Here is a 19,545-nt window from a genome sequence, read left to right on the forward strand (position 1 = left end):
CCTTAGGCTTTAGTAATCACGCGCTTCTAATGTTTTCAGCTCGTGTTCTGCTTCAGATAACTTTTTTTCCCGCTTGGTGATTTTTTCCGCGTTGCCTTTCTGGCGCGCTTCCTGAAGGTCCGCTTTCCGTTCGGCGACCTCTTCTTTTTGTCTGGTGACTTTCTTTTGATGTTCGGCGCGCAGGGCCGCTGTCGCTACAGTTAGCGCGCAGCTCTTTAAGGGCTTTGTTCAGACCGTCGATACGGTTCTGGTTGTGGTGCTTTTCCGCATAGCCGATTTCACGCTGTATATCCGCCTCTTTTTCGCCGCATAGCGAAGCAGCCTGCGAGGCAAAAGCTGATGACAGCAGAGCAATAGCCAGTACGGTACGGTAATTCATGATAGTGACCTTCCATTGTGAATGCGTGTAATAGCCGCGAAGCCTGACACCCATAGTCCAGTAATGCCGATTAAAGACGCTGATTTCTGGCGCTTAATGCAAATTCAAGCATAGTCAGAAATTGGGTAAAAACCCAATTTCCGTTAACAAATTAAGAATTCTGGAGGGGGATTAACCGATGCGATCGCCGTGGGTGCGCAGGCGGGACAGCCAGGCGCTGGCGCTGTTATCGTCATCCTGCTGGGCGATAACGTAGCCGTGGGGAAGCGTTTTATAAAGCACCGCCTTGGCGGCTTCGCTCTGGGCGCTGGAATCAAACTTGATTAATAACGAGTCGTTTGCCGGCGTGATGCTGTTAAAACGGATGCCGTTGGCGTCCAGGTGATGCCAGACGAAAAAGCCGTCAGGCATGATGATGCCTTGCTGAGTGGCGCGGATTTGCAGGGTGGAACCGTTACTTTGCATGCCGGACCACGCAAGCCATGCGCCTGCGGCAAGACAGGCGAACAGCGCCGCCGCCTGCAGGCGACGCGTAAATGTTATTTTCATTGTTATTCCCCTAGCCGCGGTTACCGTATTTTTTACGCCAAAGCACAATTAACGAACCGATCAGGCCAAACACCAGCAGCACGACGGGCAGCAGCATCAGGCAGGACATCAAGGCATCTTCATACTTCAAAAATACCGGCGTTTTGCCGAGTAAATATCCCAGGGTGGTGAGAATTAATACCCACAGCAAACCGCTCATCCAGTTAAAAAACTGGAAGCGAGCATTATTCAGACCCGACAAACCGGCAATAGTTGGCAGCAGGGTGCGAACAAAAGCGATAAATCTGCCGACCAGCAGCGCGGACAGGCCGTGCTTATGGAAAAGATTGTGCGCGCGCTGGTGATAATGGGCAGGAAGGTGCGAAAGCCAGTTTTGCACGATGCGCGTGTTGCCAAGCCAGCGCCCCTGAATATAGCTAAGCCAGCAGCCCAGGCTTGCGGCGGCGGTCAGTAAAATTATCGTTTCCGGAAAACCCATCGCGCCTTTGGCAATCAGCACCCCGACCAGCACCAGCAGGCTGTCGCCGGGCAGGAAGGCGGCAGGAAGCAATCCATTTTCTAAAAAGAGAATCATAAACAAGACAAAATAAAGCATGCCGATCATCCCTGGCCTGGCGAGTGTTTCAAAATCCTGGCTCCACAGAGCGTTAAGCAGTTGCGTCAAAAGTTCCATTCAGTGTTCCTGGCACATCGATTAAGGTCGCCGGTTTAAAACGGGTCGAGAAGTGTAACGGCACTGTTAGAATTTTTTATTAAGCCGTCCTTACCCACAGCCTGATGAAAGCGTATCGCCACCCTTCCTTGTGAATGCGATAGAGCCTGGTGGAGGATAAATGAGCCCTCACCGACGGTGAAATTAAGTCTAATTGTAACAAAGCCGCGCGGAGTGCGTCATAGTATTTATGCTTTGTTGACGATTGATTTTGCTTACTGCGCGGGAGGCTGGCGAGGGTATTTACAAACGCTGACACTATTGTTGGTTTGCTTACCCTCGCGCGAGGAGATTGCTATTTTTGACCGTTTGCCGCCGTATCTAAATGAACCACCGGATTTTCGGCAAACAGGTAGCGGTCGGCGTTGAATTCGAAATCGTCGCTGGTGGCATTAAACAGCATCTGTTTGGTATTTTCCAGGTGCTGCCACATGGCGAGTTTCGCCGCGTTCGGGTCTTTTCGGATCAACGCCTTAAGAATGTTATCGTGATCGTCGCACCAGTTGTCCACCGTGCGCATATCGATATGCTCATGCAGCTTTTGCCAGTAAGGGTTGTGGATACGCTGGCTCCACATTTTTTCAACAATCGCCGCCAGCGCGCTGTTCTGGGTGGCCAGCGCTACCTGGGTATGGAAGTGAAGATCCCACTCTGAATCGCGGAAACTTTTCTCGTTGCGCGCCATTTCTTGGATTTCCATGAGTTTCACAATATCTTGCTTGGTCACCTGGGTGGCGGCGAACTCGGCGATATTGCTCTCGATAAGCTGGCGCGCCTGCAAAAGCTCAAACGGCCCAAAGGTCGCAAATTCAAAGCGTTCATCCGGAAGGGTGGTGTATTTCGCCTGGCTGGAGATGACGTGAATGCCCGAGCCTTTGCGCACCTCCACGTAGCCTTCCACTTCGAGCATGATAATCGCTTCGCGCACCACGGTGCGGCTGACGTTCTTCTCTTCGGCGATAAAGCGCTCCGCCGGAAGCTTTTCGCCCACCTGGTATACGCCGTTTTCAATGCGATGTTTTAGCTCAGCGGCCAGCTGTTGATAAAGGCGACGAGGTTCCATGACTTCCATAAGTGCTCCGGGAGATGCGGCGGGGGTGACCTGATTTGTTATACCACTTTTCTCAACTTTGCTCCAGAACGCGCGGCAGGGTAAAAATGAAAAAAGCCGCCCTGAAGGCGGCCTGGTGAAGCGCGAAAGCGGCTAAGGCTGGGTGACAGCAGGGCCGGTATTCGGCGTTTTCTTCAGCTCGCTAATCGGCTGGTTCTTCAGCACGGTCCAGATAACGACCGCGCCAAGCAGGTCGAACACCGCCAGGGCTGCGAACAGCGGGCTGAAGCCGAGGGTGTCAGCCAGCGCGCCGACAACCAGCGCAAACAGGGTGCTCGCCGTCCACGCCGCCATCCCGGTCAGGCCGTTAGCGGTCGCGACTTCGTTACGGCCGAACACGTCTGAAGAGAGCGTAATCAGCGCGCCGGAAAGGGCCTGGTGAGCGAAGCCGCCGACGCACAGCAGCGCGATCGCCGCGTAAGGGCTGGTGAACAGGCCGATGGTGCCCGGACCAATCATCAGCACCGCGCCCATGGTCACCACCATCTTACGGGAAACGATCAGGTTGACGCCGAACCAGCGCTGGAACAGCGGAGGCAGATAGCCGCCGAGGATACAGCCGAGGTCGGCAAACAGCATCGGCATCCAGGCGAACATCGCAATGTGTTTTAAGTCAAAGCCGTAGACTTTAAACATAAACAGCGGGATCCAGGCGTTGAACGTACCCCAGGCCGGCTCCGCGAGGAAGCGCGGCAGGGCGATGCCCCAGAACTGGCGGTTTTGCACAATCTGCCAGGCGGACAGTTTTTTGCTGTTGTTGACCTGGTGATGGGCCTCCTGGCCGCCGATGATGTATTCGCGTTCTTCTTCGGTGAGCTTCTTCTGATCGCGCGGGTGCTTATAGAAGAACAGCCACGCCATCGCCCAGGCGAAGCTCAGCACGCCGGAAATCACGAAGGCCATCTGCCAGCTGTGCATCAGAATCGCCCACACCACCAGCGGCGGGGCAACCATCGCGCCAATAGAAGAGCCGACGTTGAAATAGCCTACCGCAATGGAACGCTCTTTTGCCGGGAACCACTCGCTGCTGGCCTTCAGGCCGGCAGGGATCATCGCGGCTTCGGCGGCGCCGACCGCGCCGCGCGCAACCGCCAGTCCGCCCCAGCTTCCCGCCAGCGCCGTGGCGCCGCAGAAAACGGCCCAGGCGATAGCGAAGAACGCGTAGCCGATTTTAGTCCCCAGAATATCAAGCACGTAGCCTGCGACAGGCTGCATGATGGTGTAGCAGGCCGAGTAGGCCGCGATAATATAAGAGTATTGCTGAGTGGAGATGTGCAGTTCCTGCATCAGCGTTGGCGCGGCCGCCGCCACGGTGTTACGGGTAAGATAGCCCAGCACGGTGCCCAACGTTACTAACGCAATCATGTACCAGCGTAAGCCTTTAATCTTTCGCATTTCTAACCTCATCCCATCTTATAAACGGCCCTGTAAACAGGGCCGCAGGCGTCAGGCTTTGCCTGAGCGTTAGTTATGTTCTGGGGTGCATGCCGGGGCGTTGCCCGATAAGACCCGTACCTTGCCATACAGAAAAGTGCTGCTGGCAAACCGGCGTCCGTACCGCTGTGCGCTGATTGTCATGCCAGCGTGTGAAGCTATCCGTCATCAGAGATATTGCGACGGGTGCAAGATAACTTGTCATACATCTTTAAAAGTTGAGTGACATCACAAAAGCATTTTTCGGCGCGAACCAGGACGGTAGGGGCTTCAGGGCCAGTAATGGCGCGGGTCTGCGGCCTTTTCAGGCTGAAATATTGCCAATAATTGTGTGGTTTTTGTGATGGATACCCCAAAAATCCATTCGGTCTGCGTAAATTGGTGTGATAACTTTGTCATCATTATGCGCAAGCATCGAACCGATACGTACAGAGGAAGCAAGGATATGAACCAGTTTATGACTGAAGATTTTCTTCTTGATACCGAATTCGCCCGTCGTCTGTTTCACGAATACGCGAAAGATCAGCCCATTTTCGACTATCACTGCCATCTGCCGCCGCAGCAGGTAGCGGAAAATTACCGTTTTAAAAACCTGTATGACATCTGGTTAAAAGGCGATCACTACAAGTGGCGCGCGATGCGCACCAACGGCGTGGCGGAGCGCCTGTGTACCGGCGACGCAAGCGACCGTGAAAAGTTCGATGCCTGGGCTGCGACCGTGCCGCATACCATCGGCAACCCGCTCTATCACTGGACGCACCTCGAGCTGCGCCGCCCGTTCGGCATTACCGGCAAGCTCCTTTCTCCGACGACGGCTGACGAAATCTGGAACCGGTGCAGCGAGCTGCTGGCGCAGGACGATTTCACCGCCCGCGGCATCATGAAACAGATGAACGTGAAAATGGTCGGCACCACCGACGACCCGGTCGACGACCTGCGCTATCACCGCCAGCTGGCGGAAGATGGCTTTGACATCAAGGTGTTGCCAAGCTGGCGTCCGGATAAAGCCTTCAATATCGAACAGCCCACCTTTGCCGATTACATGGGCAAGCTGGCCGAGGTCTCAGATACCGACATCCGTCGTTTCAGCGACCTGCAGGCCGCGCTGAGCAAACGTCTCGACCACTTCGCCGAGCATGGCTGCAAGGTGTCGGACCACGCGCTGGATATCGTGCTGTTCGCGGAAGCGGATGAGGCCACCCTTGACGGCATCCTGGCGAGCCGCCTTGCGGGCAATGAGCTAAGCGAGCAGGAAGTGGCGCAGTTTAAAACCGCCGTGCTGGTCTGGCTGGGGGCGGAATACAGCCGCCGCGGCTGGGTGCAGCAGTATCACATCGGCGCGCTGCGCAATAACAACCTGCGCCAGTTTAAGCTGCTGGGCGCGGACGTAGGCTTCGACTCGATCAACGACCGTCCTTTAGCCGTTGAGCTCTCCCGCCTGCTCAGCAAGCAAAATGAGAACGACGAGCTGCCAAAAACCATTCTTTACTGCCTGAACCCGCGCGATAACGAAGTGATTGGCACCATGGTCGGCAACTTCCAGGGCGAAGGGATGCCGGGGAAAATGCAGTTTGGCTCCGGCTGGTGGTTTAACGATCAGAAAGACGGTATGGAACGCCAGATGACGCAGCTTGCGCAGCTGGGGCCTGCTGAGCCGTTTCGTCGGCATGCTTACCGACAGCCGCAGCTTCCTGTCCTATACCCGCCATGAATATTTCCGCCGCATCCTGTGCCAGATGATTGGCCGCTGGGTGGCCGCGGGCGAAGCGCCGGCGGATATGAATCTGCTGGGTGAAATGGTGAAAAACATCTGCTTTAACAATGCCCGCGACTACTTCGGCATTGAACTGAACTAACCGGCTTCGAGGTTGATATGCAATACATCAAGATCCATTCGCAGGACAACGTCGCCGTCGCGTTAGTGGACCTGGCAGAAGGCGAAGCCGTTACCGTCGAAGACGCAGAAATTACGCTGCGCCAGCCGGTCTCGCGCGGCCATAAATTCGCGCTGTGCGCCATTGCGCAGGGCGAAAACGTCATCAAGTACGGCCTGCCGATTGGTCATGCTCTGGCGGCAATTGAACCGGGCGAGCATATTCACTCGCACAATGCGCGTACCAACCTGAGCGATTTGGACGAGTATCGCTATCAACCTGCTTTTCAGGCGCTGGCAGAGCAGGCTGCGGATCGTGACGTGAACGTTTATCGCCGCGGCGGCGGCAGGGTCGGCGTGCGTAACGAACTGTGGATCCTGCCGACCGTGGGCTGCGTAAACGGCATAGCGCGGCAGATCCAGAACCGTTTCCTGAAGCAGAATAATGACGCGGAAGATATCGACGGCGTCTTTCTGTTCAGCCACCCGTTTGGCTGCTCGCAGCTGGGCGAGGACCATATCAACACCCGCACCATGCTGCAAAATATGGTGCATCACCCGAACGCGGGGGCGGTGCTGGTTATCGGCCTGGGCTGTGAGAACAACCAGGTCGACGCCTTCCGTGAAACCTTGGGCGAATACGACCCGCAGCGCGTGCGCTTTATGATCTGCCAGCAGCAGGACGATGAGGTGGAGGCGGGGCTGGAACAGCTGCAGCAGCTTTACGAGGCCATGCGCCACGATAAACGCGAGCCGGGCAGGCTCAGCGAGCTGAAGTTCGGCCTTGAGTGCGGCGGTTCGGACGGCCTGTCCGGCATTACCGCCAACCCGATGCTTGGGCGTTTCTCCGACTACATGGTGGCTAACGGCGGCACCACGGTGCTGACCGAAGTCCCGGAAATGTTCGGCGCGGAACGCATCCTGATGAGCCACTGCCGCGACGAAGCGACGTTTGAAAAAACCGTCACCATGGTGAACGACTTCAAACAGTACTTTATCGCGCACAATCAGCCGATTTACGAAAACCCCTCGCCGGGCAACAAAGCCGGCGGCATCACCACGCTTGAAGAAAAGTCGCTTGGCTGTACGCAAAAAGCCGGGGAAAGCGAAGTGGTGGACGTGCTGCGCTATGGCGAGCGGCTGAAAACGCCGGGGCTGAACCTGCTAAGCGCGCCGGGTAACGATGCGGTAGCCACCAGCGCGCTGGCCGGGGCAGGCTGTCATATGGTGCTGTTCAGCACCGGGCGCGGCACGCCGTACGGCGGTTTTGTGCCGACGGTAAAAATCGCCACCAACAGCGAGCTGGCGGCGAAAAAGCCCCACTGGATTGATTTTGACGCCGGGCAGCTGCTGCACGGCAGCGACATGCCGTCGCTGCTAAACCGCTTTATCGACACCATCGTCGAAATCGCCAACGGCAAAAAAACCTGTAACGAACGCAACGACTTCCGCGAGCTCGCCATCTTCAAAAGCGGCGTAACGCTGTAAGCCGTCTTGTCGGGCGGGCAGGCAACGCGCCGCCCGCCGGTGTTTGGGTGGCGGGGCCTGAGGCGGGCAAGGAGCTGTCATGAGCGCGTACTGGATTGCTCAGGGGGTAGGCGTTCTCGCCTTTATGGTCGGGATCACTACGTTCATTAACCGCGATGAGAAACGTTTTAAGCTGCAGCTGGCGGGCTACAGCGCCATTATCGGCCTTCACTTCTTTCTGATGGGCGCAGGTCCGGCGGGCATCAGCGCCGAACTTAACGCCATCCGCACCGTTATCTCTTTGCGCACCCGCAGCCTGTGGGTGATGACGACTTTTATCCTGCTTACGCTTGGCCTGGGGCTGGCGAGATTTAATCATCTGGTGGAGCTGCTGCCTATTGTCGGCACGGTGGCCAGCACCTGGGCGCTGTTTCGCAGCAAAGGCCTGACCACGCGCTGCGTGATGTGGTGCTCCACCGCCTGCTGGGTGACGCATAACTTCTGGCTGGGATCGATAGGCGGGACGTTAATTGAAGGCAGCTTTCTGGTGATGAACGGCCTGAATATCATCCGTTTCTGGCGCATGCAAAAACGAGGGATTGACCCGTTTAGCGTGGAGAGGAAAGCGCAGTCTCAGGAACAGCTCCCCGCCGTTGCCGACGGGGAGAAGGGCGGCTAGCCGCGTAAAAGATTGTTATTCGCCAGGCGCGCGTCTTCCGCCTGGCATGCCGCGGCGGTGAACAGCACGTCGGTTGAGGAGTTGAGCGCCGTTTCGCAGGAATCCTGCAGCACGCCGATAATAAAGCCCACCGCTACCACCTGCATGGCAATCTCGTTAGGGATGCCGAACATGCCGCAGGGCCAGCGGGATCAGCAGCAGCGAACCGCCCGCCACGCCAGAGGCCCCGCAGGCGCACAGCGAAGCCACGACGCTCAGCAGCAGCGCCGTCGGCAGGTCGACAGGTATGCCCAGCGTATTTACCGCGGCCAGCGTCAGTACGGTAATAGTAATCGCCGCCCCGGCCATGTTGATGGTGGCGCCCAGCGGAATAGAGACCGAGTAGGTATCACGATCCAGATTCAGCTTCTCGCTCAGCGCCATATTCACCGGGATATTGGCGGCGGAGCTGCGGGTGAAGAACGCGGTCACGCCGCTTTCACGCAGGCAGGTAAACACCAGCGGATACGGGTTGCGGCGGATTTTGTACCAAACCAGCAGCGGGTTAACGATAAGCGCCACGCCCAGCATACAGCCGACAAGCACCAGCAGCAGCTGCGCATAGCTCCACAGCGTTGAGAAGCCGGTGGTGGCAAGCGTTGAGGCGACCAGGCCGAAAATACCGATCGGCGCAAAGCGGATCACCACCTTAACGATAAAGGTCACCGCGTCGGAAACGTCGTTGATCAGGTTTTTGGTGGTTTCTTTGCCGTGACGCAGGGCGAAGCCCAGACCTACGGCCCACACCAGAATGCCGATATAGTTAGCGTTTAAAAGCGCGTTTATCGGATTGGCAACCATGCTCATCAGCAGGTCGCGCATCACCTCAACGATGCCCGAAGGCGGCGTAATATCCGTTGCGCCGGTCGTGAGATGCAAAGTGGAAGGGAAGATAAAGCTGACGACGACGGCGGTGAGCGCGGCGGAGAAAGTCCCCAGCAGATAAAGGAATAAAATAGGGCGGATACTGGTTTTTTGCCCGTGCTGATGGTTGGCGATAGACGCCATCACCAGCATCAGTACCAGCACCGGCGCTACGGCCTTCAGGGCGCCGACGAACAGCGTGCCCAGCAGGCCCGTGGCGATGGCGGCAGGTTTTGAAACCAGCGCCAGCGCAACGCCGAGCACCAGGCCAATAAGAATCTGTTTGACCAGGCTGCCCTGCGTGAGGCGCTTAATTAATCCCGGGGATTGTGTAGCCATTTAATACCTTCCTGTAATGTGTCGTCTTATTCCGCATCGGTACTCTGTGGCACTTCTGTGAGCGGATGTAAGAAAATGTGTTTGCACGGTCGAGTATAAGGAAAAGCGGCGGGTCAGGAAGCGTTAATGACTAAATATTTAGCCGGTATCCAGGTTTTATAACTGTTGATTAACAAGTTTGTGACATTGTCGACAAATGCCGGGGAAGGGTTTCGCTTCGTTTCGGCGGATGGCGCTTGCGCTCATCCGCCCTAAGGAAATGCAGATCGGGTGACGCTTGCGCCACCCGATTTACTTATTTAGCCAGCTTCTTCCGATCGTTACGCGCGTTCACCACGGCGTTAATCACCAGCGTCAGCGCCAGAATGCCGCCCACCACGCCCAGCGAAATGGCAATCGGGATATGCCAGAAGTCGACAATCAGCATCTTCACGCCGATAAACACCAGGATAACCGACAGGCCGTACTTCAGCATGGAGAAGCGCTCCGCCACGCCCGCCAGCAGGAAGTACATGGCGCGCAGGCCGAGGATGGCGAACAGGTTAGAGGTCAGCACGATAAACGGGTCGGTGGTCACCGCGAAGATAGCCGGGATGCTGTCGACCGCGAAAATCACGTCGCTCAGCTCAACCAGAATCAGCACCAGCAGCAGCGGCGTGGCGAACAGCAGGCCGTTTTTGCGCACGAAGAAATGCTCGCCTTCGATCTTGTCCGTCATGCGCAGGTGGCCGCGCAGCCAGCGCACCAGCGGCTTATCGCCGATGCCGCCTTCGTCTTCCTTCGCCAGCGCCATCTTGACGCCGGTGAACAGCAGGAAGGCGCCGAATACATAAAGCAGCCACTCAAATTGGGTAATCAGCCAGCTGCCGGCGAAGATCATCACCGTACGCAGCACGATTGCGCCCAGGACGCCGTAGACCAGCACGCGGCGCTGCAAAGCGGCGGGAACGGAGAAGTAGCTGAACAGCATCAGCCAGACGAAGACGTTATCCACCGCCAGCGCTTTTTCAATCAGGTAGCCGGTGAGGAAGGCGAGAGCCTGGGTATCCGCCACTTCGCGGTCGGCGGTCCCGGTGAGATACCACCAAAAGGCGGCGTTAAACAGCAGCGAAAGCGTCACCCACACCATGGACCAGGCGGCGGCCCTGCTTCATGGACATGGTATGCGAGCCTTTGCGGCCCTGAAGCAGGAGGTCGACTGCCAGCATGATGATGACGACGACGGCAAAACCGCCCCACAGTAACGGCGTGCCAACACTATTCATAAGAGTTTCCTTCAAAACAAAAACGGCCAACGTCGGAAGACGCCAGCCGCTTTCGCTTGCAACAGGGATCTCGCCTTCCGGCAAGGTCTCACTTACAGCGCGGAACGGTTGTGAAAACCCTTCGCGTTGCCCGGCAACCGGGTGCTTGCGCACCGTAATGACGATTAACCGGCAATGAAGTTACTCCCCTTTGCAGGTAACAAAATATTACGAGATATAAACGCCGTCAATATATGCCGCCCGGCCTTACACAGCTTTACGCCGTGAGGGAGGCGGGCATCTCGTCCGCGGGGAATTTCACGCCGGTCTGGGCACGAATTTCCGTGGCTAACGCGGAAGTGATGCGCGATGTCTCAAGGCCCGGATGATTGACCTCGTTGTCCGCCACCAGGCGGGCAAAGGTTTCGGCTTCGTACAGCATGGTGTTGATATGCTGCGGCAGTGACAGATCCTGCGGCTTGCCGCCGCGCGGCACAAAGGTAATGCGCTGGCATTCGGAGATTTTTTCGATAACCAGCGAACCCGCTTCGCCCTGAATCTCGCTTGGGATAACCGAATCGCTCACCTTCGAGTGCAGCAGGTTGACGTCGAAATCGCCGTAGTTCATCTGCACCGAACCGTGGGCATCCACGCCGCTTTCCAGCAGGCTCGCCGTGGCGTGCACGGCATGCGGCTGGCCCCACAGCGCGACGGCCGAGGCCAGCGTATAGAAGCCGATATCCATAATCGAGCCGTTGGACCAGGCCGGATTAAAAGTGTTGGGGTTCTCGCCGTCCAGATAACGCTGATAGCGTGAGGAATACTGGCAGTAATTGAGCAGCACCTTGCGGATCTTGCCCACTTTCGGCAGCGCCTGCCGCAGAGCGATAAAGTTCGGCAGGCTTGCGGTTTTAAAGGCCTCGAACAGCACCACGTTATTTTCCCGCGCGCAGGCGATGGCGGCTTCGACTTCGCGAAGATTAGAGGCGAGCGGCTTTTCGCAAATCACGTGCTTTTTATGGCTTAAGAACAGCAGGCTTTGCGGAGCGTGCAGGGCGTTCGGGCTGGCGATATAAACCGCGTCAATCGCATCGCTCTTTGCCATCGCTTCGAGATCGGTAAACAGGTGCTCAACCGGGTAATCGCTAGCGAAGGTCTGCGCCTGCTCAAGGGTGCGGGAGTAAACGGCGGTGAGCTTATAGTGGCCGCTTTCGTGGGCGGCATCCACAAACTGACGGGTGATCCAGTTAGTTCCAACAACGGCAAATCGAATCATAGATGGGTCCAGGTAAGAGGTTTATCGGTATGTTTTTATCATAAGTTACGCCGGTGGATAAGCGCCGGCGCCCTCCGCCGGCGTTTTATGCGGAACCTTGCAACGCCAGCTGCGTCAGCCACAGGCGCGTATCGAACTCGAACTGGTGATACTGCGGCTCCATATGGCAGCACAGCGAGTAAAACGCCTTGTTGTGGTCTTTCTCTTTCAGGTGCGCCAGCTCATGCACCACTATCATTCGCAAAAAGGCTTCCGGCGCGGATTTAAAAACCGTCGCCACGCGGATCTCCGCTTTCGCCTTGAGCCTGCCGCCCTGCACGCGGGAAATGGCCGTGTGCAGCCCCAGAGCGTTATTCAGCACGTGGATTTTACTGTCGTAGGCTACTTTGTTTATGGGCGGCGCGTTGCGCAGGTACTGGTTTTTCAGATCCTGCGTATAGGCGTAAAGCGCTTTGTCGGTGGCGATGCTATGGCCGTCCGGATAGCGTTTTTGCAGCACCTCGCCGAGGCGTTGCTCCGCAATCAGCGTGCGAACCTGGGAGAGCAAATGCTCGGGATAGCCGTTTAAGTAAGTCAGTTCGCTCATTCGCACGCTCTTGGGAAGGAAAAAGGGTATACTCACGCCCCCATTCGGGGATAACGCCGAAATTTTACCATCCAGGAGGGCCGATGAGCCAATCAGACAACGGTTTCCGTTCACTGACTTTAAAACGTTTCCCGGAAACGGACGACGTCAACCCGCTGCAGGCGTGGGAAGCGGCGGATGAATATCTGCTGCAACAGCTGGACGACACCGAAATCAGCGGCCCGGTCCTGATTTTTAACGACACCTTCGGCGCGCTGGCAACCGTGCTCGCCGGGCATAAGCCGTACAGCATCAGCGATTCGTATCTGAGCGAGCTGGCCACCCGCCAGAACCTCAGCAACAACGACATCGTTGAATCCAGCGTGACGTTTCTGGACAGCACCGCGCCGTATCCGCAGGCGCCGGGCACCGTGCTTATCAAGATCCCAAAAACGCTGGCCCTGCTGGAGCAGCAGCTTCGCGCCCTGCGTAAAGTGGTGACGCCTGAAACGCGGATCCTTGCCGGAGCCAAAGCCCGCGACATCCATAACTCCACGCTGGAGCTGTTCGAGAAAATCCTCGGGCCGACTACCACCACGCTGGCCTGGAAAAAAGCGCGCCTGATCAACGGCACCTTTACGAATCCGGAGCTCAAAGACGCGCCGGAAACCTTGAGCTGGAAGCTGGCCGGCACGCCGTGGACCATCCATAACCACGCGAACGTCTTCTCCCGCACGGGGCTGGATATTGGCGCACGCTTCTTTATCGAGAATCTGCCGACCGGCCTGGAAGGGGAGATTGTGGACCTGGGCTGCGGCAACGGCGTGGTGGGTCTGCACCTGCTGGAGCAAAACCCGGAGGCGAAGGTGGTGTTCGTTGATGAATCGCCGATGGCGGTGGCGTCAAGCCGCCTGAACGTGGAAATCAACATGCCGGAAAATCTGGACCGCTGCGAGTTTATGATTAACAACGCGCTGTCCGGCGTGGAGCCTTACCGCTTCGACACCATTTTGTGCAACCCGCCGTTCCACCAGCAGCACGCGCTGACCGATCAGGTCGCCTGGGAGATGTTCCACCACGCGCGGCGCTGCCTTGTTAACAACGGCGCGCTGTATATCGTGGCCAACCGCCACCTGGACTACTTCCGCAAGCTGAAGAAGATCTTCGGCAACTGCGAAACCATTGCTTCCAACACCAAATTCGTGGTGCTGAAAGCCGTGAAGCTTGGCCGTCGCCGCTAAATTTCCAGCGCTAAACGGGTGCCCTGCGCGATAGCGCGCCGGGCATCCAGCTCCATCGCCACGTCCGCCCCGCCAATCAGATGCAGCGTTTTCCCCAGCTCGCGCAGCGGCTCCGCCAGTTCCCGGCGCGGATCCTGTCCCGCGCAGATAATCACGTTATCCACCGCTAGCGTTTGCGGTTCGCCGCTCACCGTGATGTGCAGCCCTTCGTCATCAATGCGCTCGTAGCTTACGCCCGCCAGCATCTTCACGCCCCGCGCCAGCAGCGTGGTGCGGTGGATCCAGCCGGTGGTTTTGCCCAGGCCTTCGCCTGGCTTGCTGCTTTTACGCTGCAGCATCACGATTTGACGCGGGCTTTTCGCCAGATGCACGCCTTCCGGGCGCAGGCCGCCCGCGTGCCGCAGGCTGGTGTCGATTCCCCATTCCACACAAAACTCGGCGATATTCTGGCTGGTGGATTCGCCCTGCTGGCTGAGGTACATCGCCGTATCGAAGCCGATGCCGCCCGCGCCGATAATCGCCACGCGCTCGCCGACCGGCGCTTTGTCGCGCAGCACGTCGATATAGCTCAGCACTTTGGGGTGCATAATGCCGTCGATAAGCGGCATGCGCGGCTCGATGCCGCAGGCGAGAATCACCTCGTCGAAATCCTTAAGCATCGGCGCGGTGACATATTGATTCAGGCGGATATCCACGTCCGTCAGCCGCAGCATGCGGCGGTAGTAACGCAGCGTCTCGTAGAACTCTTCCTTGCCGGGGATCTGTTTGGCGATATTAAACTGCCCGCCGATTTCCGCCGCCGCGTCGAACAGCGTGACCTTGTGCCCGCGGCCCGCGGCATTTACCGCAAACGCAAGGCCTGCCGGGCCCCGCGCCGACGACCGCCAGATTTTTTCTGCTGCTGGCAGGCACAACCGGCATTTTGGTTTCGTGGCAGGCGCGCGGGTTCACCAGGCATGAAGTCACTTTGCCGACAAAAATCTGGTCGAGGCAGGCCTGGTTACAGCCGATACAGGTGTTGATCTCATCTTCACGCCCCTGCTGCGCCTTCGACACCAGCTCCGCGTCGGCAAGAAAAGGCCGTGCCATCGACACCATATCCGCATCGCCGTTAGCCAGGATCTCCTCGGCGGTTTTTGGATCGTTGATGCGGTTGGTGGTGACCAGCGGGATCGAGACCAGGCCCTTAAGTTTACGCGTCACCCAGCTGAAGGCGCCGCGGGGAACGGGCGTGGCGATAGTGGGGATGCGCGCCTCGTGCCAGCCGATGCCCGTGTTAATCAGCGTGGCGCCAGCCGCTTCAACGGCTTTGGCAAGCTGGACGGCTTCGTCGAAAGTGCCGCCGCCGTCGACCAGGTCGAGCATCGAAAGGCGATAAATAATGATGAAGTCCGGCCCGACTTTTTCCCGCACGGCGCGCACCACCTCCAGGGCAAAACGCATGCGGCGCGGATAATCGCCGCCCCATTCGTCGTCGCGCTGGTTGGTGCGCGCGGCTAAAAACTGGTTAATCAGATACCCTTCCGAACCCATAACCTCAACGCCGTCGTACCCGGCCTGTTTTGCAAGCTCTGCGCAGCGGGCAAAATCCTCAATCAGCGCCAGGATTTCGCCGTGGGTTAAGGCGTGGGGTTTGAAACGGTTGATGGGCGCCTGAATGGCGGAAGGCGCCACCGGGTTGGGCTGATAGCTGTAACGGCCGGTATGCAGGATCTGCAGGGCGATTTTACCGCCTTCGCGATGTACCGCCTCGGTAACCACCTGGTGGTGGGCAAGCTGGCTTTCATCGTTTAGCACCGCGCCGCTTTCCACGCCCACGCCCGAAGGCGAGGGGGCAACGCCGCCGGTGACAATCAGCGCCACGCCGTGGCGGGCGCGTTCGGCATAGAACGCCGCCAGCCGTTCGGCGCCGTCGGGATGTTCTTCAAGACCGGTGTGCATCGAGCCCATCAGCACGCGGTTTTTCAGCGTGGTAAAGCCAAGATCAAGCGGGGCGAACAGCGACGGATAGCTCATATTCTCTTCCTGCAGCGTCATTATTATTATGTGGTCGGATGAGTTAACAATTTAGCCACATCCGCAAAGAATGGGTAAAAGAGATCGAGCGATTGTGACGGGATTCAAAGAACGCTGCTGCGGGAGGGAGGGGAGAGAAACGCAGGGCGGATAAGCGTGCTCTCGGTGCGCAGATGGCGGATGGCGCTGCGCTTATCCGCCCTACAGGGCTGCGGTGAGCATTGGCGGATGGCGCTGCGCTTATCCACCCTGCAGGGCTACGGTGGGCATTGGCGGATGGCGCTACGCTTATCCACCCTACAGGACTGCGGTAGGCATTGACGGATGGCGCTACGCTTATCCGCCCTACAGGGCTGCGGTGGGCATTGGCGGATGGCGCTACGCTTATCCGCCCTGCAACAAATGTCAGAAGGGGATAATCAGCGCCTGCGGCCGCCCATAATGCTGCCCAACACGCCGCGGATAATCTGATTGGTGACCTGCCGCGCCGCGCTCTTCGCCATGGTCTGCACCACGCCGTCCTTCTTGCCGCCTCTTGGCCCGGTAGTGCCGAACAGAATATCTTTCAGCCCGCCGAGAATACCGCCGTCCACGGCTACCGCGTCGCCTTTCGCCGGCGGCGCGTTCTGCTTTTCGCCCGCCGCCTGCACGCCCTGCTGCAGCCTTTCATAAGCGGATTCGCGGTCCACCGCCTCATCGTATTTGCCGTACAGCGGCGAATGGTTCAGCAGGCCGTTGCGCTCGTCAATCGTCACCGGCCCCATGCGCGAGCAGGGCGCAATCACCATGACGCGCTCAACGACCGTCGGGCTGCCCTTCTCGTCCAGGAAAGAGACCAGCGCCTCGCCGGTGCCGAGCTCCTGGATCGCTTTTTCGGTATCAAATGCCGGATTGGCGCGCATGGTTTGCGCCGCCGTTTTTACCGCCTTCTGATCTTTTGGCGTAAAGGCGCGCAGCGCGTGCTGAACGCGGTTGCCCAGCTGCCCGAGCACGGTATCCGGAATATCCGACGGGTTCTGGGAAACAAAATACACCCCAACGCCTTTGGAGCGGATAAGGCGGATCACCTGTTCGATTTTATCCAGCAGCACCTGCGGGGCGTCATTAAACAGCAGGTGCGCCTCGTCGAAGAAGAACACCAGCTTTGGTTTCTCCATATCGCCCGCTTCCGGCAGCTGCTCGTAGACCTCCGAGAGCATCCACAGCAGGCTTGCGGCATACAGCTTCGGCATCTGGTAGAGCTTTTCCGCCGAGAGGATATTGATGACGCCCTTGCCGTCTTTGGCGGTGCGCATCCAGTCTTTGATATCCAGCATCGGCTCGCCGAAGAAGTATTCCGCGCCCTGCTGTTCAAGCTGCAGCAGCCCGCGCTGAATGGCGCCGACGGAGGCGCTGCTGATATTGCCGTACTGGTTCTGGAACGACTTGGCGTTATCGCCGATGTACTGCGTGGCGGCGCGCAGGTCTTTAAAATCAAGCAGCAGCAGCCCCTGGTCGTCGGCAATGCGGAAGATGATTTGCAGCACGCCGGACTGTACCTCGTTAAGGTTCAGCAGCCGGGAAAGCAGCAGCGGCCCGAGGTCCGAGACGGTGGCCCGCAGCGGATGGCCCTTCTCGCCGAAAATGTCCCACAGCACCACCGGATTGCCGTGCGGCGACCAGTCCGTAACGCCGATGTTGGCAAGCCTTGCCAGCAGCTTTTCCGACGCCGCGCCTTCTTCAGCCACGCCGGTTAAGTCGCCTTTCACATCGGCCATAAACACCGGCACGCCGATTTCCGAGAAGGATTCGGCAAGCTTTTGCAGCGTGACCGTTTTACCGGTGCCCGTCGCGCCGGTAATCAGCCCGTGGCGGTTCGCCATCGCGGGCAGTAAATGCAGTTGTTTGTCGATAGTTCTGGCTATTAGCAGCGGCGCGGTCATGATCGTTTCCCTGAGGTAATTTTCCATAAGCATAGCAATCGCATAAATATCGTCATCGGCATATTCCCATGTTTGCGGCGACTCCCGAAGTAAGAACTATGCTTTGCATACGTTTTTCAGATTTTAAGGAACCTATGTCCAGATTCTTCTTTAACGACCGCAAACAGCTGGTCAACGACGCCATCGAAGGCGTTATCATCAGCTCCCGCTACCGCAATCTGACGCGCCTTGAAATAGATCCCGCCATCCGCGTAGTGGTACGTAACGATTGGGATAAAAGCAAAGTCGCCATTATCTCCGGCGGCGGTTCCGGCCATGAGCCCGCGCACGTGGGGTTTGTGGGCAAAGGCATGCTCACCGCCGCGGTGTGCGGCGACCTCTTCGCTTCGCCAAGCGTGGACGCGGTGCTCAACGCCATCGTGGCGGTAACCGGCGACCGCGGCTGCCTGCTGATTGTGAAAAACTACACCGGCGACCGCCTGAACTTCGGCCTCGCCGCGGAAAAAGCCAAAAAGCACGGCCTGAAGGTCGAGATGGTGATCGTCGGCGACGATATCTCGCTGCCGGATAACAAACAGCCGCGCGGCATTGCCGGCACGGCGCTGGTACACAAAATTGCGGGCTTCGCCGCAGAGCAGGGCAAATCCCTGAGCGACGTAAAAGCCATCGCTCAGCAGGCCTGCGACAGCGTCGCCAGCATGGGCGTGGCGATGCAGACCTGCAACCTGCCGGGCAGCGACGATGAAGAAGGGCGCATTAAAGGCGGCCACGTCGAGCTGGGGCTGGGCATTCACGGCGAGCCGGGCGCCAGCACTATAGACACGCAGAACAGCAAAGAAATTATCGCCACGCTGGTCAAACACCTGCGTCAAAAAACCGGCGCGGAGGCAAAACTTGCGGTGCTGATTAACAACCTGGGCGGCGTGTCGTCGCTGGAGATGGCGCTGCTGACCAGAGAGCTGGCGCACTCCGACCTTAAAGATCAGCTCGACTACCTGATTGGCCCGGCGCCGCTGGTGAGCGCGCTGGATATGAAAGGCTTTTCGCTTTCGGCCATTACTCTGAACGACGACTTTACCAGGGCGCTGCAGGCCGAGGTGGAAACCGCAGGCTGGCAGCCGATGGTGAAATGCCACGCAATGCCCACGCAGAAGCACAGCCTGCTGCGCCGCGACGTGGAAATCACCCCGTCCGACAACGCCGCCGCGAAAGCGCTGGTGGCGAGCGTGGCGAAAACCCTTATCGAGCAGGAAAACCACCTGAACGCGCTGGATGCGAAAGTGGGCGACGGCGATACCGGCTCCACCTTCGCCGAAGGGGCGAGGGATATCGCGCAGCTTAACGACAGCGGCAAGCTGCCGCTCAACGATCCGGCTGCCCTGCTGGAGCTGGTGGGCGACAGGCTGGCGACGGTGATGGGCGGTTCAAGCGGCGTGCTGATGTCGATCTTCTTTACCGCGGCCGGGCAGAAAGTGGGCGAGAAAAAGCCGCTGCCGGAAGCGCTGCTGTTTGGCCTGGAGCAGATGAAGCGCTACGGCGGCGCGGATCTGGGCGATCGCACGCTGATCGACGCCCTGCAGCCGGCGCTGGAAGCCTTAAGGGATAAAAATCTGAACGCCGCGGCGCAAGCGGCACGCAAAGGCGCAGACGCGACGGCGCAGATGCAAAAAGCCAACGCGGGCCGCTCGTCGTACGTTAACAGCGGCAACCTGGACGGAGTGAAAGATCCGGGCGCGGTCGCCGTAGCTGAAGTCTTTACCGCACTGGTCAAATAACGTAGGTCGGATAAGCGCAGCGCCATCCGACGTTAAAACATCCGACGTTAAAACATCCGA

At 58.2% G+C, this 19,545-nt stretch carries 11 protein-coding genes and 5 pseudogenes; 5 read left to right on the forward strand and 11 right to left on the reverse strand.

Features of this window, described 5'->3' with window-relative positions; translation table 11 throughout:
• Positions 1-9: 9 nt before the first annotated feature.
• The 5 genes and pseudogenes from WLO32_RS02385 to WLO32_RS02405 form a co-directional block, all read right to left on the reverse strand.
• Positions 10-379 (reverse strand): annotated as a pseudogene (locus tag WLO32_RS02385) (DUF1090 domain-containing protein).
• Positions 380-550: 171 nt separating this feature from the next.
• Positions 551-928, reverse strand: a complete 378-nt coding sequence (mzrA, locus tag WLO32_RS02390; RefSeq protein ID WP_435947050.1) for an EnvZ/OmpR regulon moderator MzrA — start codon at positions 926-928, stop codon at positions 551-553.
• 10 nt (positions 929-938) lie between these two features.
• Positions 939-1,601, reverse strand: a complete 663-nt coding sequence (yqjA, locus tag WLO32_RS02395; RefSeq protein WP_121266356.1) for a DedA family general envelope maintenance protein YqjA — start codon at positions 1,599-1,601, stop codon at positions 939-941.
• Positions 1,602-1,935: 334 nt separating this feature from the next.
• Positions 1,936-2,712 carry a transcriptional regulator ExuR gene (gene exuR / locus WLO32_RS02400; RefSeq protein WP_121266354.1) on the reverse strand — a complete coding sequence of 259 codons (777 nt, stop codon included), beginning with the start codon at positions 2,710-2,712 and terminating at the stop codon, positions 1,936-1,938.
• A 132-nt stretch (positions 2,713-2,844) separates the two neighbouring features.
• Positions 2,845-4,146 (reverse strand): MFS transporter, encoded by a 1,302-nt coding sequence (locus tag WLO32_RS02405; protein ID WP_435947051.1) that lies wholly within the window; start codon positions 4,144-4,146, stop codon positions 2,845-2,847.
• A 484-nt stretch (positions 4,147-4,630) separates the two neighbouring features.
• On the opposite strand from WLO32_RS02405, the pseudogene uxaC reads away from it, so the two are divergent.
• The 3 genes and pseudogenes from uxaC (at position 4,631) to WLO32_RS02420 (ending at position 8,204) form a co-directional block, all read left to right on the forward strand.
• Positions 4,631-6,041 (forward strand): annotated as a pseudogene (gene uxaC / locus WLO32_RS02410) (glucuronate isomerase).
• A gap of 17 nt (positions 6,042-6,058) precedes the next feature.
• Positions 6,059-7,546 (forward strand): UxaA family hydrolase, encoded by a 1,488-nt coding sequence (locus WLO32_RS02415; RefSeq protein WP_435947052.1) that lies wholly within the window; start codon positions 6,059-6,061, stop codon positions 7,544-7,546.
• Positions 7,547-7,625: 79 nt separating this feature from the next.
• Positions 7,626-8,204 carry a YgjV family protein gene (locus tag WLO32_RS02420; RefSeq protein WP_435947053.1) on the forward strand — a complete coding sequence of 193 codons (579 nt, stop codon included), beginning with the start codon at positions 7,626-7,628 and terminating at the stop codon, positions 8,202-8,204.
• Here WLO32_RS02420 and sstT read toward each other — a convergent pair.
• From sstT to WLO32_RS02440, 4 genes and pseudogenes are all read right to left on the reverse strand, one after another.
• Positions 8,201-9,446, reverse strand: a pseudogene (gene sstT / locus WLO32_RS02425) (serine/threonine transporter SstT). The gene WLO32_RS02420 and the pseudogene sstT overlap by 4 nt on opposite strands.
• A 295-nt stretch (positions 9,447-9,741) precedes the next feature.
• Positions 9,742-10,711, reverse strand: a pseudogene (locus tag WLO32_RS02430) (TerC family protein).
• Positions 10,712-10,967: 256 nt separating this feature from the next.
• On the reverse strand, positions 10,968-11,966 hold the full coding sequence (locus tag WLO32_RS02435; RefSeq protein WP_435947054.1) for a Gfo/Idh/MocA family protein: 999 nt from the start codon (positions 11,964-11,966) through the stop codon (positions 10,968-10,970).
• Between the two features lie 85 nt (positions 11,967-12,051).
• On the reverse strand, positions 12,052-12,552 hold the full coding sequence (locus WLO32_RS02440) for a M48 metallopeptidase family protein (RefSeq protein ID WP_435947055.1): 501 nt from the start codon (positions 12,550-12,552) through the stop codon (positions 12,052-12,054).
• An 83-nt stretch (positions 12,553-12,635) separates the two neighbouring features.
• Between WLO32_RS02440 and rlmG the strand changes: the two genes are divergently transcribed.
• On the forward strand, positions 12,636-13,772 hold the full coding sequence (gene rlmG, locus WLO32_RS02445; RefSeq protein WP_435947056.1) for a 23S rRNA (guanine(1835)-N(2))-methyltransferase RlmG: 1,137 nt from the start codon (positions 12,636-12,638) through the stop codon (positions 13,770-13,772).
• Here rlmG and WLO32_RS02450 read toward each other — a convergent pair.
• Both WLO32_RS02450 and WLO32_RS02455 read right to left on the reverse strand, forming a co-directional pair.
• Positions 13,769-15,788: pseudogene (locus WLO32_RS02450) on the reverse strand (FAD-dependent oxidoreductase). The gene rlmG and the pseudogene WLO32_RS02450 sit on opposite strands and share 4 nt — an antisense overlap.
• Positions 15,789-16,207: 419 nt before the next feature.
• Positions 16,208-17,710, reverse strand: coding sequence for a helicase HerA-like C-terminal domain-containing protein (locus WLO32_RS02455; protein WP_435947057.1), 1,503 nt, complete (start codon positions 17,708-17,710; stop codon positions 16,208-16,210).
• 134 nt (positions 17,711-17,844) lie between these two features.
• On the opposite strand from WLO32_RS02455, the gene WLO32_RS02460 reads away from it, so the two are divergent.
• On the forward strand, positions 17,845-19,485 hold the full coding sequence (locus WLO32_RS02460; protein WP_435947058.1) for a dihydroxyacetone kinase subunit DhaK: 1,641 nt from the start codon (positions 17,845-17,847) through the stop codon (positions 19,483-19,485).
• Positions 19,486-19,545: the final 60 nt, after the last annotated feature.

Source organism: Dryocola mayonis (genome assembly GCF_051307045.1).
Lineage (GTDB): Bacteria > Pseudomonadota > Gammaproteobacteria > Enterobacterales > Enterobacteriaceae > Dryocola.